The sequence below is a fragment of the Pseudomonas sp. TE21435 genome (genome assembly GCF_056279265.1).
Genome location: NZ_JBWBQZ010000001.1, coordinates 494,819 through 508,502, shown reverse-complemented (window position 1 = coordinate 508,502; position 13,684 = coordinate 494,819). Strand labels below are relative to the sequence as shown.

The following is a 13,684-nucleotide window of genomic DNA, read 5'->3' as shown; positions in this document are numbered from 1 at the left end:
CCGCCGACAATACTACGCTCCTGGGATCACAGCCATCCAAGGGAATGAAGATGAGCTTCGACTGGCACGCTGGACCGATCACCCGCGCCACCCAGCTGGACAGGCACTACCGGAACACGCAGAAGGTCCGGCGGTTCTTGGTCGGTGAAAACTGTGCGGACTCCGGATCCTTCAAGTGATAGGCGGCAGCCTTACGCGCCCGATTGATATCGCTAGCCCCGCATCCCGCCAGGACGATTCCGGCCAAGGCCCCCAGTGCCATTCGCTAAGTCGTGATTAACCCCAAGCCGGGCCAAGCGCCGCTCATTCTTTAACCCACGATTTTTCGCGGGCTCGTCAATCTCAACTCGCAAGGACGCGAACAATGCCCTCACTCAAGAAGTATCTGGTCAGCAGCCTTCTGGCCTTATCCACTGCAGTCGGAGGCGCGCTACTAGAAGCCTCCACCGACCTTCTCAAGAAGAATTTCGAGCCGGCCCTGATCAGCACCAGGAACACGTTTGAAGACTGGCTCTCACCGCTACCAGCCAAAGCGCTGATAGGCATCAACCTGATGTTCTACATGCCATCTGCATATGGTGATGAGACTCGTTCAGAAGGGTTTTCAGCAACCATCCCAGCCAAGATCTGCCGCCAGACTGATAGGCACGACATCGTGCGTGTAGGACCACAATCTACCACAGCCAGGCAGCCGCCGACGCAAGCCGGAGTATGCCCAGCAAGTATCACTGGGCTTAACTGGTTCAGTCCGTTTCGGTCCAGACAGCCAACTCATACCCATCAGGATCAGTGAAGTGGAATCGCTTCCCGCCTGGGAACGAAAATACCTCTCGGCTGATTTTCCCTCCCGCAGCCAACACTCTGACCTGGGCGTCCACGAGGTCGTCCGAATACAAGATGACCAGCGGGCCACCGGGCCTGACAGGCTCATCCGTGGTGAAGCCGCCAGCAAGCCGGCTGTCGCTGAACTCGGTGTATGTGGGGCCGTAATCGACGAAGGTCCAACCGAACACAGCGCCGTAGAAAGCCTTGCTGCGGCTGATATCGCTAACGTTGAACTCGATGTTGTCGATCTGACGATCTGTTCCTCTGCTGCTCATTGGCACCTCCCTGTTGGAGGTCGGAATCTATCACAGCCAGTCATAGGTCCGCCGACAAGCGCCACCCGCCCACGTCCATTTGTTCTACCCTTACCCTCCCCAACCACTCACATGAAGGGTGCGAAGATGCCCGACGATGAGAAGCGGAGATTTGCCGAGGCGCTGGAGCACTGGACGGAGGCTGTGGATGCGATCCGCACCAGGGATCGGGCCGAGGCCATTGCCCAGGTCGAAGAGCTACGGAGCATGCGCCTTATGCGGCTTTCCACACCAGCGCGCTATGGGAGTACGATGCGTGGAAGCGCCGGGGCCTGGGGTGAGCCCAGATGCAAAAAGCCCAGCTCGGGGGCTGGGCTTCTAGCCAGTAGTGCTCGCCTTGAATCAGTGAGCCTTTAGACTTGGCAATTATTCCAGTGGGCGCTCGTGATGGCTATAGCGCTCGGCGTTGGATGCCCGCGATGGGTCCGGCGGACCTTGTCTCTGCCCGCCTCGAAAGGGCCGGTTTTCGATGTAATCGTCGCGATCCTCTGGGCGGGCCCTCTTGGCATCCTCGTCTCGACCGGCTGGCCAGCTACCATTACCGGCTGACTTGCCACCCTGTCCGTTATCCCTATCTCTGGTCATACGCACCTCTCAATGCTCAGAAGTTTCTGAGCTACATCGAGTGTGCTCCGACAACGACAAGAGAAGTTTTATATCAGACCGATGGTTGCAAGCGAAAACATCAATTACTCACAGCTGTCCACCCTGGACGGAAAGCCAGTAACCAATGATGGCGGGGCAGTAGTAGCCTCCAGATTCCAATCAGCCAAGGAGCACGGGGATTGTGTCCCAGGAAGTGGTGTAACTCATCATGGCTCTGGCCACTGAGTTTGCCGTTTAGTTGATCACGGCCGACAGCTTGGCCTGTGGATTATCGCTGACCGCTTCGAAGGCCTCCAACTGCATGTAGCGTCTTTGCAGGCACCACTCGTCGTTCTGCTCCAGCAGCATCGCGCCTACCAGCCGTGTGATGGCCGGATCGTTGGGAAAAATCCCCACGACATCGGTGCGGCGTTTGATTTCAGCGTTGAGCCGTTCAAGCGGGTTGGTGCTGTGTAACTGCTGTCGGTGGGCTTTTGGAAACGCCATGTGAGCCAGCACTTCATCCTCGCAGCCGTCCATGAGTGTCGCGATCTTGTCATCCTCGCAGCCGTCCATGAGTGTCGCGATCTTGGGGTATTTTTCGCGCAGTTGATCAGCGACCAAGCGCCATTGCTGATGGCATTCGGCACGGCTGTCCTGGGCGAAGACCGTGCGCAGCAGCGCCGCTACCATAGTGCGCTGGCCCTTGCCGACATGGGCCATGGCGTTGCGCATGAAGTGCACACGGCAGCGCTGCCAGGTCGCATTGAAGACCTTGGACACAGCTGCTTTCAGGCCTTCGTGGGCGTCAGAGATGACCAGCTTCACGCCCCGCAAGCCACGTCGCATGAGGCTGCGCAGGAAGTCTGTCCAGAACGGCTCGGCCTCAGACGGGCCGACCCGCATGCCCAGCACTTCGCGACCACCGTCAGTGTTTACGGCCACGGCAATTATTACGGCGACCGAGACGATCCGCCCGGCCTCCCGCACCTTGACGTAGGTGGCATCAATCCAGAGATAGGGCCAGTCACCTTCAAGCGGGCGATCAAGGAACGCGTGAACGCGTTCATCAATCTCGCCTGCCAGCCGTGACACCTGGCTTTTGGAAATGCCGGTCATGCCCATGGCCTTCACCAGCTCATCTACTGAACGCGTTGAAACGCCTTGAATGTAGGCCTCCTGAATGACCGCCGCCATGGCCTTCTCGGCGGTGCGTCGAGGTTCGAGGAAGCCCGGAAAGTAGCTGCCTTGGCGCAACTTGGGGATCTTCAGGTCGACGTCGCCGGCACGGGTTTGCCACAGACGGTCACGGTAGCCATTGCGGCTGTTTGTCCGGTCTGGGCTTTTGACATCGAAGCCGGCACCGCACAGGCCTTCGACATCGAACGCCATCATGCGCTGGGCAACGAACTGGATCATTTGCTTGAGCAGATCAGCATCTGCCCCTTTCTCAACCAACTCGGTCAATGCGATAGTGGGCTTGGTCATCGTGGTTTCTCTGGTGAAGGTTAAGTCCGCAAACTCAACGTTAGCCAAGAACCACGATGACCATCCTCTTTCGCCCGCAGGGCGCCTTCGGCTGGTTCAGTTACACCACTTCCCGGGACACGATCAGCACGGGAAGCGCATGAGCTGGGGGATGCTTTGCAACCGATAGGCCGAAGCCAGAGAGGCAGCCAGAAAGAAGGCTGAACTGGAGAAAAAAACCGACCTGGCCAACCGGATAGCGCACTTCCAGTTCAGGGACATCCGACCGAAGGCGGCGTCGGAGATCAATGATCTGAGTGATGCCAGCGTGCTGCTGGGCCACTCGAAAGAGGGAATTACAGAGCGCGTTTACCGGCGCGTCGGCGCCATCGCCAAGCCTTCCAAGTGATCAAGTTTTGGGACTGCGCGTAATTTGTTTTGGGACTTCGGTAGTTTCCTGCGCACAAAGAAAAACCCCGCAGACCTAGATCTGCGGGGTTTCGAATGGTGGAGGCCGAGGTCGGAATCGAACCGGCGTAGACGGATTTGCAATCCGGAGCATAACCACTTTGCTACTCGGCCTCAAAGTCGGAGTCAGCTTTCGCTATCTCCTTGAAACCGCTGGGCTTTTTCAAGCCAGCTGCGTTTCGATGGACGCCATTATGTCGGCATTCGATGCACCTTGCAACCCCCTTGAAGAAAAAAATCTTCAAGGGGTTCAAGGTGTTAGCGCAGACGCCCGAGCTTGCTCCACAAGCCTACCAGGGTATTCTCCACCGCCCCGCTGGCGGCCATGCCGATGCGCTCCTGCAGGCTCTTGCGCTCGGCGAAACGCAGATGGAACACGTTGGCCTCGCGTGCGCTGCGGCTCAGGTACTCGTCGCTGGTGCCCAGTTCGTCGACCAGTTGGCGATTGAGCGCAGCGATGCCGAGCCAGACCTCGCCGGTCGCCACTTCGTCTATATGAAGCTGCGGGCGGTAGCGGGCGACGAAATCCTTGAACAGCTGGTGGGTGATGTCCAGGTCTTCCTGAAACTTCTCCCGACCCTTCTCGGTGTTCTCGCCGAACACGGTCAGGGTGCGCTTGTATTCGCCGGCGGTGAGCACTTCGAAATCGATGTCATGCTTCTTCAACAGGCGATTGAGGTTGGGCATCTGCGCCACCACGCCAATCGAACCGAGCACGGCAAACGGTGCGCTGACGATCTTCTCGCCGATACAGGCCATCATGTAGCCGCCGCTGGCGGCGACCTTGTCGATGCAGATGGTCAGCGGGATGCCGGCCTCGCGGATGCGCGCCAGCTGCGAGGCCGCCAGGCCATAGCTGTGCACCAGGCCACCGCCGCTCTCCAGGCGCAGCACCACCTCGTCACGCGGGGTGGCCAGGGTCAGCAGCGCGGTGATCTCGTTGCGCAGGCTCTCGGTGGCCGAGGCCTTGATGTCGCCGTCGAAATCAAGGACGAACACCCGGCGCTTGTCCTCAGGCTTTTTCTTCTGCTGTTTTTCCGCCTTGGCCTGCTGCTTGCGCACGGCCTTGAGCTGGGCCTTGTCGAGCAGGCCCGACTCCAGGCGCTCGCGCAGTTCCTTGTAGAACTCGTTGAGGCGGGTGACCTGCAGTTGCCCGCCCGGCTTGCGCCGCCCTTTGCCACGCAGGCCGGCGATGGCCGACAGCACCACCAGGATGGCGATCACCAGGGTGGCGGTTTTGGCGAGAAAGCTTGCGTATTCGGCAAGAAACTCCACATTGACTCCTTGATAAACCAGCGCCGCAAGGGCGCGAACTGGATGCAAGCATACCGGGGCGCCAGAGCCGCTGCCAGCGGGTGAAAATGCTGGCAACACAGTTCAAACGACCTTTTCAAACGCTTGTATGTTTTTTCGTTGACAGCCCGCCTGGGGCAACCTAACCTCGCAGCAACCTCCAACCGGGCCGGACTTCAACGTGGGCAATCTCTACCTGATCCGACATGGCCAAGCCTCCTTTGGTGCCGCCGACTACGACGTGCTGTCGCCCGTGGGCGAACGTCAGAGCCAGGCGCTGGGTGAACACCTCGCCCAACTGGGCCTGCGCCTGGACCGCTGTGTGGCCGGTACCTTGCGTCGCCAGCAGGACACCGCCCGCCTGGCCCTGGACGCGCTGCATGCCCAGGGCAACCCGGTGCCGGCCATTGAGACCGATGCGGCCTTCAACGAGTTCGACGCCGATGGCGTGATCCGCGCCCTGCTCCCGCGCCTGCTGCCTGAAGAGCCTGAAGCCCTGCATGTACTGCGCAACGGTGCCCAGCACCGCAGCGAGTTCCAGCGCCTGTTCGCCCTGATGGTGCAGCGCTGGCACGACGGCGACCACGACCACGACGATCGCCTGGAAACCTGGCAGTCTTTCAGCGGCCGGGTCGGCGATGGCCTGGGGCGCCTGCTAGACAGCGCCGCCAGCGGAGACAACATTGCCCTGTTCACTTCCGGCGGCACCATTGCCGCCCTGCTCCACCTGGTGAGCGGAATCACGCCGGCTCAGGCATTTACCCTGAACTGGCAGATCATCAACACGTCGCTAAGCCACCTGAAATTCCGGGGCCGCGACGTCACCCTGGCTTCCTTCAACAGCCAAGCCCATGTGCGGCTGTTGCGGTTGCCGGAGCTCGTCACCTACCGATGAGCCCGGTCTGTTGTGTCCTTGCGGACGCGAATATCACTTAACAAGGAATACACCATGAGCGATGTAGCTAAAGCCGTCGAGGCGATGAAGGCAAAATTCAACCCTGCAGCTGCCGCCGGCCTGGACCTGGTGTTCGGCTTCAACATCACCGACGAAGACAAGCACTACGCCCTGCTGGTCAAGGACGGTACCTGCGAGATCCAGGAAGGCGAGAACGCCGACGCCAACTGCACCCTGGTAATGGACAGCGAAACCCTCAAGGGCATCGTCAGCGGTGACACCGACGGCATGCAGGCCTTCATGGGCGGCAAGCTGCGCGTCGAAGGCGACATGATGCTGTCGATGAAGCTCAGCGAGCTGTTCCCGGCCTGATTGGCGCGGTAGATCGCGAATGAAAAAGACCGAAGCCTGATGCGCTTCGGTTTTTTTTCGCCCGCGCAAAGCCGGTCCATCAGGGCCATTGATCGGCCGGCAACACCCAGGCCAATAAGCGTCTGGCACGCTTGTACCAGCTTCGACAGGAAATTAGATTAGCCAATAGTCCTTGCTATCGATCATAAGGAAATCGCATGACGCTCACCGACCAGTCCACCCAGGTACGCCCCGGCGAAGAACTCGACGCGGCCGTCATCGATCCGTACCTCAAGGGTCATATACCTGGCCTGCAGGGCAGCCCGACCATCAGCCAGTTTCCCGGTGGCGCCTCGAACCTGACCTACCTGGTGGCCTACCCGGGCAAGGAATTCGTCCTGCGCCGCCCACCGTTCGGCCACAAAGCCAAGTCGGCCCACGACATGGGCCGCGAGTTCCGTATCCTCAACCAGCTCAACGCCGGTTTCCCCTATTGCCCCAAGGCCTTCGTGCACTGCACCGATGAAGCCCTGATCGGCGGCGAGTTCTACGTGATGGAGCGGGTCAACGGCATCATCCTGCGCTCGGACATCCCTGCCGAACTCGACCTGGACGCCGGTCGCACCGAAGCGCTGTGCAAAAGCTTCATCGATCGCCTGGTCGAGCTGCACCAGGTGGACTACCAGGCGTGCGGCCTGGCCGACCTGGGCAAACCTGAAGGTTATGTGCAGCGCCAGATCGAAGGCTGGGCCAGCCGCTATGAAAAAGCCCTGACCCCCGACGCACCTCGCTGGGAGCAAGTGATCGCCTGGCTGCGCGAGAAGATGCCCGCCGACCACCCGCGCCCAGGCATCGTGCATAACGACTACCGCTTCGACAATGTCATCCTCGACAGCACCAACCCGATGCGCATCATCGGCGTGCTGGACTGGGAAATGGCCACCATCGGCGATCCGCTGATGGACCTGGGCAACAGCCTGGCCTACTGGATCGAGGCCGGCGACCCTGCGCCAGTACAGCTGATGCGTCGCCAGCCGAGCAATGCGCCGGGCATGCTGACCCGCAAGCAGTTTGTCGACTACTACGCCGAGCGCGCCGGCATTCGCATCGACAATTTCGACTTCTATTACTGCTATGGCCTGTTCCGCCTGGCCGGCATTGTCCAGCAGATCTACTACCGCTTCTTCCACGGCCAGACCCAGGACAAACGCTTCGCCCAGTTCATCCACATGAACAAGCTGCTGGAGCACATGAGCCTGCAACTGATCGGCAAATCCAGCCTGTAACCCGGCATACAACAAGGAATACCCGAATGTCCAAGACCCACCTGTTCGACCTCGACGGCAAGATCGCCTTCGTTTCCGGTGCCAGCCGTGGCATCGGTGAAGCCATTGCCCACCTGCTAGCCCAGCAGGGCGCCCATGTGATCGTCTCCAGCCGCAAACTCGACGGCTGCCAGCAGGTCGCCGAGGCGATCGTCGCCGCCGGCGGCAAGGCCACCGCGGTGGCCTGCCATATCGGCGAGATGGAGCAAATCCAGCAGGTGTTCGCCGGCATCCGCGAGCAGTTCGGGCGCCTCGACATCCTGGTCAATAACGCCGCCACCAACCCGCAGTTCTGCAACGTGCTGGACACCGACCTGGGCGCATTTCAGAAGACCGTCGACGTCAATATCCGCGGTTACTTCTTCATGTCGGTGGAAGCCGGCAAGCTGATGCGCGAGCACGGCGGTGGCAGCATCATCAATGTGGCCTCGATCAACGGAGTTTCACCGGGGCTGTTCCAGGGCATCTATTCGGTGACCAAGGCGGCCGTGATCAACATGACCAAGGTGTTTGCCAAGGAGTGCGCGCAGTTCGGTATCCGCTGCAACGCCCTGCTGCCCGGCCTGACCGACACCAAGTTCGCCTCGGCGCTGGTGAAGAACGACAGCATCCGCAATGCCGCGTTGCAGCAGATCCCGCTCAAGCGCGTGGCCGACCCGAGCGAAATGGCCGGGGCGGTGCTGTACCTGGCCAGCGACGCCTCCAGCTATACCACCGGCACCGCGCTCAATGTAGATGGCGGATTCCTGTCCTGAGTACACAGGTCCCTGGCTGAAATGGCGCGGATTTCGTGGGAGCGGGCTTGACCCGCGATTGCAATCGCGAACCTGTCGCGGGGCAAGCCCGCTCCCACGGCTCGCGTACATGCCAAGCCCTTGACCTACCCTTTGACCGCCTGCAACGTATAGCTCAGCGGCAGCCGCCAGGGTGCCTCGACCAGGCGCCACTCGCCGTCATCACCCAACGCCATCTGCCCAGGCAAGGCCTCCCAGGGAATGCTCTGGTGCTCCTCCAGGGCGGTGATGCGCAGGCCATTGCGCAACAGCGCGGTGATCACCTCGCCAAGGCCATGGTTCCATTCATGGGTTTCGATCTGCGTCAGGGCCTGGTCGGTATCGACGTAGGTCTGGTCGCTGATCCACACGGTCGGTGCCTCGCACTCGAAGTACGGATACTCCAGTTGCAAACGGTCCTCATGGTCTTCGTTGACCGCCATCAGCATCGGGTGGCCATCGCGCAGGAACAGGCGTCCGCCCGGCTTGAGCAATGCCGCCACCGCCTGCGCCCAGCGCTCGATGCTCGGCAGCCAGCACAACGCGCCGATACCGGTGTAGACCAGATCGAAACCAGCGGCCGGTAGTACCTGAGCAGCCTGGTAGACGTCCGCCTCGACATAGGCAATGCCAGCGCCGCAACGTTCGGCCAGGTCACGCGCCTGGGCCAGCGAGGCGGCGGAGAAGTCCAGGCCACAGATATCCGCACCCAGGCGCGCCAGCGACAAGGTGTCGGTACCGATATGGCATTGCAGGTGCACCGTGCGCAGGCCATGGATATCGCCCAGGCGTGGCAGGTCGAAACGCACCACTTCGGACAGGTGGCCGGCTTCGGCAACAAAGCGTTCGACCTCGTAGTCCTTTGAAGCGGCGTGCAGCGGCGCCCGTTCATTCCAACTGGCGCGGTTGAGTTCCAATGATCGGCTCATGCGGTGCATCCCTGTCCTTTACAAGTCAGGCGCCACGTTAACCGGCGCCGCCGGGCGCGGCAACCGAGCTGTCAACCTCAAGTTGACGGCTCAGGTATACTGGCTGCCTCGCCCACGCCCAAGGATCCAGCACCCATGACGGAAAACAGCTTCGCCTTTCGCCTCAAGGAACTGCTCGAACACCACAAGCTGACCCTGCAGGCGGTGGGCACGGCCTTGGGGATCTCGCGCACGGCGGTGCACAAGTGGACCCGCGGCGGCGAGATCGACTACGCCAATCTGCGCAAGCTGGCCGACCTGCTCAAGGTCAACTGGATCTGGCTGCGCTATGGCGAAGAGGCCCTGCACAGCATGCAGCAGGCCGAGGTGGTCGAGCTGCCGATGACCGACGTGCGCCGCCGCTATACTGCCGAGATAATGGAGAGCGAGACGCGCATGAAGCTGGCCCAGGAAGGTGCGCGCATCGTCACCTGGGAATGGAACCTGGTCACCGACGAAGTGACCTACTCGCCCAACGTCGAGGCGGTATATGGCTGGCCACTACGGCGCAATGAGGACTTCTGGGAGCACATCCATCCCGAGGACGCCAGCCACATGCAGGACATGTATGCCCAGGCCGTGGCTGACGGCACCGGTTGCGAATGCGACTTTCGCATCACCCGCCCCGACGGCGACCAACGCTGGATCGCCTCGCGCGCCACGGTGCTGAGCGACAGTGCCGGGCGCCCGGTAAAGATGGTCGGCATCAGCATGGACAACACCGAGCGCAAGGTGGCCGAAGAGGAATTGCGCCAGAGCGAGGCGCGCTTTCGCACCATCTTCGAACTGGCCTGGGGCGCGCTGGCCTACATCGACCCGGATGGCAGCTGGCAGCGGGTCAACGGCAGCCTCTGCGAACTGCTGGGTTACCGTGAGGACGAGCTGTACGGCACGACGTTCCAGCAGCTCACCCATCCCGACGATCTGCCGGACAACCTGGCACTGCTGCGGCGCATGCTGGCCGGCGAGATCGAGCGATACGAAGTGCAGAAGCGTGTGCGCCACAAGGACGGGCACTACCTCTGGGTGCGGGCACGTACCTCGCTGGAGCGCCGCGCCGACGGGCAGCCGGAGCATCTGATCAGCGTGTTCGAGGACATCGGCACCGAACGCGGGGCAAGCCCGCGTTCAATCTGATACCTGCCCAGCGTCCAAGCCTGGCAGGTACGGGTAAACGTCAGCGCTGGACGCCGTGCTGGATGACGATCGAGTCGGTGCCCAGCTTGGCCATCACTTCGGCCTTGCGCGCATCGGCCTCGACCTTGGCCGGGAACGGCCCCATCAGCACCACCGGCTTGCCGTCGCGGTATTCGACCCAGGACGGGATGCCCTTTTCGATCAGGCGTGCGGTCATGTCGGTCAGGGCGCCCATGTTCGGCCCCTGGATCACCTCCACGTCCCAGCCTTCCGGTGCCGGCTGGTCGGCCAGCGCCTCGGCGCTGCGCTGCAGGTCGGCGCCACCGCAGACTTCACGGATACGCAGGTTGTTGCCGGTCTCGTCGATGAGGATCTCGTACTGACCGTCGTGCTTGATCGCCACGTAGCTGCGATAAGGCTCGTACTGACCGGCGTCATCCTTGCCGCGCACCTGGCCACAGATGGAACCCTGGGTGTCGAAGCGCACGTTGGCGAACTTGGCCGTCTTGGGGTTGTGCAGGTGTTCGGCCACCTGCTTGTGCACGCCTTCGACCTCGTTGTTACAGCCCGCCAGGGCCAACACCGCCATTACCACCGCCAGTTTGCGCACGCCTGTACCTCCAGATTCGAAGGGGCGGATTCTAGCATGGCCCGGAACATCCCCTCATGGCACTTCTGTCGCAGGCTTTGTCTGTTGCCTTCGGTAATCGACCTGGCCGAAGATGTTGCCGCACCACAATGGACAGACAGCGATACAAGGACTCAGGTTGGAACCTTCAAACGCCACAGTCACCACCGCAAGCATGCCCGAACTGCCGCAGGAGTGGCCCTCGCACCTGCAACCCGAAGCCAGCATCACCCCCGACACGCGCATCTACCCGCGCACGACCTTCGTGCTTGATTACGCGATGCCGGCGGAATCCTTCGAACAGCTGTGCTGGTGGCTGCTGAGCAAGGAACAACCGCTTGGCGGCTGCCACCGCCTCGGGAAAAGCGGCACCCGGCAAGGCGGCATCGACCTGTTCGCCCAGGACGAGGAGAGCCCCGACCAGCTGAACGTCTTCGAATGCAAGGCCTGGAAGGACTTCACCGGCACCGAGCTGACGGGAGCAATCGATGCCTTCCTGAATGGCCCCTGGCCTTCGCTCACGCGCTCGTTCACCCTGATCCTCGCGCAGCGTGAGATCGGCACGCTGGCCAGTCGCTGGATCGGCGAGAAACAACGCCTGAAAGCGGCAGGTATCGAAGGGCAGCTGTGGACCGCCCACGACCTGACGCAGAGACTGCAGCAGCATCCCGACGTGCTGTCGAAGTTCTTCCCTGGCGCGCATATCGAGACGTTTGGCAACCTGTGGATGGAACGCGTGGGGTTCACCGAGCTGGTTGCCAAATCCATCTTCGACCCACGCCCCTACGTGGCACGCAAAGCCAGGGCATTCGTAGAACGCCCAGGCAGGCTGAGCGACCACCTGGCCGCCGCCAGGCATGCGCCCGACAGCGCCTGCAGCCCCGATGCCTTCACCCGCATCGGCCATCACGGCCGTCACTGGTACTACCGCGGGCCTTGGTTTTCGCTGAGCGTGTTCCTGCCGGACCTTACCGCGTCCCGCGCCACCGCCGCCTTCGACTTCCACCAGCACGACCTGCGCGGCGTGACGATCACCGTCAGCCACGAATGGCTGCTCGAGCGCTTTCTGTTCGCCAGCGGCGCGCCACTGGACAGCCAGTCGCGCCCGTTCATCGTCGGGCTGATGCCAGGCGACAAGGACCGTTACCTGATCGACCTGCCCAGCAGCCGGCTGATACTCGAAGAACCCGTGGTGCAGGCACTTGCAGATGTCGCCGACGCGCTCACCGTGGTGATGCGCGACACCTTGCAGGCACTGGAGCGCAGCCTGTCCGCCAGCGGATTTCCGTTTATCGCCCACGGTGGCTCGCACCGGGTGAAAATCGGCTCGCTGCGCAAGCGTGCCTGGAGCTACATCGCCCGCTTCTGCGAGGCGCACGACTACGCCGCAGGCACAAGCCCCTGGCACATGTTCGACGCCCACCCGAGCATGCTCAAGCCCTGCCACGCACAGGCAACCGACCGTCACGACAGCGGCTACCACGCGGTGATCACCACCCATGCGTCGACCGAGGCATTCTCCAGCGATTGGCTAGACCTGCTGTGGACGCCCCACGACCTCAGCGAACGCGAACCGTCAGCCAGAGGCTGGTGGCCTTGCCAGGACACACTGGACTGGCTCAACCAGGAACTGCTGCCACAGGTCAGGCGCTGGACCTGGGAGCGCGAATTCGGCTCACGCTGGCGTCGGTTGCGCTACGCCAGGGAAGCTCGGAGCTTCGCAGGCTATCTGGATTATCTGCTGACGATCGGGGATGTACGCGAACAAGCACTGGTAGCACAAGGCCGCTGGCAGGCGGACCTGCCGTACGCCATCAACCGACTCGAGCGTTACTATGCAAGCCGCTCGGCAGGGCACATCGACAAGGAAGATGTCGTCAACCTGTACCGCGCAGTCGCCATGATGGCAGGCCACAAGCGAGGGCTGCCCAGGTATCTTGCCCTGTCGCTGAGCCTCGAACCGACAGAGGATCACGACACGCTGATGGCATCGATTCACCACCACATCGAGACATCAAAAACAGTCGTCAACAATACAGTGGTCGAATATGCGCTAAGGGCCCTGGGCGCTCAGTTCGAGGGGGCAGACAGCCCTTTGCAGGCCAATGAACGCCAGCAGATGCTGGACTGGCTGCTGCCGTTGGCACATACGTGCGATGACGGTACGCTGGTGCGACGCCACAGCAGCAAGCGCTAAGGCCGTACCAGGGCGACCGAGGAAAAACACCGCAAGCGTCTTTTCTTGCGCAAACAAAAAGGGCGATCCTTGCGGATCGCCCCTTTCTGACTTGGTAGGCACAATTGGACTCGAACCAACGACCCCCACCATGTCAAGGTGGTGCTCTAACCAACTGAGCTATGTGCCTGTCGTGTGGTGCGCATATTAGTGATCGACTGCGCACCTGTAAAGCGTTTTTTTCAAAAAAATCAAAAACTTTGCGAAATTTATCCGAACCGCCCCAGTGACCTGCGGGCAAGGCTTTTACCGGCCGATCTCGCATACGGCTCGCCCGCTGGAAGCGACCAAAAGCAAAAAGGGCGATCCTTGCGGATCGCCCTCTTCTGATTTGGTAGGCACAATTGGACTCGAACCAACGACCCCCACCATGTCAAGGTGGTGCTCTAACCAACTGAGCTATGTGCCTGTCGTGTGGG

Annotated in this window: 11 protein-coding genes, 3 tRNA genes and 2 pseudogenes; 8 read left to right on the top strand and 8 right to left on the bottom strand. The window is 61.5% G+C overall.

Annotation, left to right across the window (positions count from 1 at the left end; all coding sequences use genetic code 11):
- Positions 1-50: 50 nt before the first annotated feature.
- A pseudogene (locus ACZ9C1_RS02320) lies at positions 51-149 on the top strand (DUF6434 domain-containing protein); the annotation flags it as partial.
- 594 nt (positions 150-743) lie between these two features.
- Here the strand turns inward: ACZ9C1_RS02320 and ACZ9C1_RS02315 are convergent.
- Positions 744-1,100: a VOC family protein gene (locus ACZ9C1_RS02315; RefSeq protein ID WP_476253495.1), complete on the bottom strand. Its 357-nt coding sequence runs from the start codon at positions 1,098-1,100 to the stop codon at positions 744-746.
- A gap of 879 nt (positions 1,101-1,979) precedes the next feature.
- Positions 1,980-3,212, bottom strand: a complete 1,233-nt coding sequence (locus tag ACZ9C1_RS02310; RefSeq protein ID WP_476254551.1) for an IS256 family transposase — start codon at positions 3,210-3,212, stop codon at positions 1,980-1,982.
- Positions 3,213-3,342: 130 nt separating this feature from the next.
- Here ACZ9C1_RS02310 and ACZ9C1_RS02305 point away from each other — a divergent pair.
- Positions 3,343-3,600 (top strand): annotated as a pseudogene (locus ACZ9C1_RS02305) (integrase); the annotation flags it as partial.
- Between the two features lie 99 nt (positions 3,601-3,699).
- Here the strand turns inward: ACZ9C1_RS02305 and ACZ9C1_RS02300 are convergent.
- Both ACZ9C1_RS02300 and sohB read right to left on the bottom strand, forming a co-directional pair.
- A tRNA-Cys gene (locus ACZ9C1_RS02300) sits at positions 3,700-3,773 on the bottom strand.
- A gap of 144 nt (positions 3,774-3,917) precedes the next feature.
- Complete coding sequence (sohB, locus tag ACZ9C1_RS02295; protein ID WP_102683324.1) at positions 3,918-4,934, bottom strand: protease SohB; 1,017 nt, start codon at positions 4,932-4,934, stop codon at positions 3,918-3,920.
- Positions 4,935-5,133: 199 nt separating this feature from the next.
- On the opposite strand from sohB, the gene ACZ9C1_RS02290 reads away from it, so the two are divergent.
- The 4 genes from ACZ9C1_RS02290 (at position 5,134) to ACZ9C1_RS02275 (ending at position 8,278) form a co-directional block, all read left to right on the top strand.
- On the top strand, positions 5,134-5,847 hold the full coding sequence (locus ACZ9C1_RS02290) for a histidine phosphatase family protein (protein WP_277503413.1): 714 nt from the start codon (positions 5,134-5,136) through the stop codon (positions 5,845-5,847).
- Between the two features lie 54 nt (positions 5,848-5,901).
- Positions 5,902-6,219 (top strand): SCP2 sterol-binding domain-containing protein, encoded by a 318-nt coding sequence (locus ACZ9C1_RS02285; protein ID WP_023630010.1) that lies wholly within the window; start codon positions 5,902-5,904, stop codon positions 6,217-6,219.
- Positions 6,220-6,416: 197 nt separating this feature from the next.
- Positions 6,417-7,484 carry a phosphotransferase family protein gene (locus ACZ9C1_RS02280; protein WP_457377869.1) on the top strand — a complete coding sequence of 356 codons (1,068 nt, stop codon included), beginning with the start codon at positions 6,417-6,419 and terminating at the stop codon, positions 7,482-7,484.
- A gap of 26 nt (positions 7,485-7,510) precedes the next feature.
- Complete coding sequence (locus ACZ9C1_RS02275) at positions 7,511-8,278, top strand: SDR family oxidoreductase (protein WP_046856224.1); 768 nt, start codon at positions 7,511-7,513, stop codon at positions 8,276-8,278.
- Between the two features lie 125 nt (positions 8,279-8,403).
- On the opposite strand, the gene ACZ9C1_RS02270 is transcribed toward ACZ9C1_RS02275, so the two are convergent.
- Positions 8,404-9,225, bottom strand: a complete 822-nt coding sequence (locus ACZ9C1_RS02270; protein WP_457377870.1) for a class I SAM-dependent methyltransferase — start codon at positions 9,223-9,225, stop codon at positions 8,404-8,406.
- Positions 9,226-9,360: 135 nt separating this feature from the next.
- Here ACZ9C1_RS02270 and ACZ9C1_RS02265 point away from each other — a divergent pair, with 135 nt between their 5' ends.
- A complete protein-coding gene (locus tag ACZ9C1_RS02265) occupies positions 9,361-10,401 on the top strand; it encodes a PAS domain-containing protein (protein WP_277503410.1) in 1,041 nt (346 codons plus the stop codon).
- Between the two features lie 40 nt (positions 10,402-10,441).
- On the opposite strand, the gene ACZ9C1_RS02260 is transcribed toward ACZ9C1_RS02265, so the two are convergent.
- The gene (locus tag ACZ9C1_RS02260; protein WP_476253494.1) at positions 10,442-11,011 is read right to left on the bottom strand and encodes an SPOR domain-containing protein; all 570 of its coding nucleotides are present in this window, start codon (positions 11,009-11,011) and stop codon (positions 10,442-10,444) included.
- A gap of 193 nt (positions 11,012-11,204) precedes the next feature.
- Here ACZ9C1_RS02260 and ACZ9C1_RS02255 point away from each other — a divergent pair, with 193 nt between their 5' ends.
- On the top strand, positions 11,205-13,226 hold the full coding sequence (locus ACZ9C1_RS02255) for a hypothetical protein (protein ID WP_277503408.1): 2,022 nt from the start codon (positions 11,205-11,207) through the stop codon (positions 13,224-13,226).
- Between the two features lie 92 nt (positions 13,227-13,318).
- On the opposite strand, the gene ACZ9C1_RS02250 is transcribed toward ACZ9C1_RS02255, so the two are convergent.
- A tRNA-Val gene (locus tag ACZ9C1_RS02250) sits at positions 13,319-13,395 on the bottom strand.
- Positions 13,396-13,597: 202 nt separating this feature from the next.
- Positions 13,598-13,674 (bottom strand) — tRNA-Val (locus ACZ9C1_RS02245).
- Positions 13,675-13,684 lie beyond the last annotated feature (10 nt).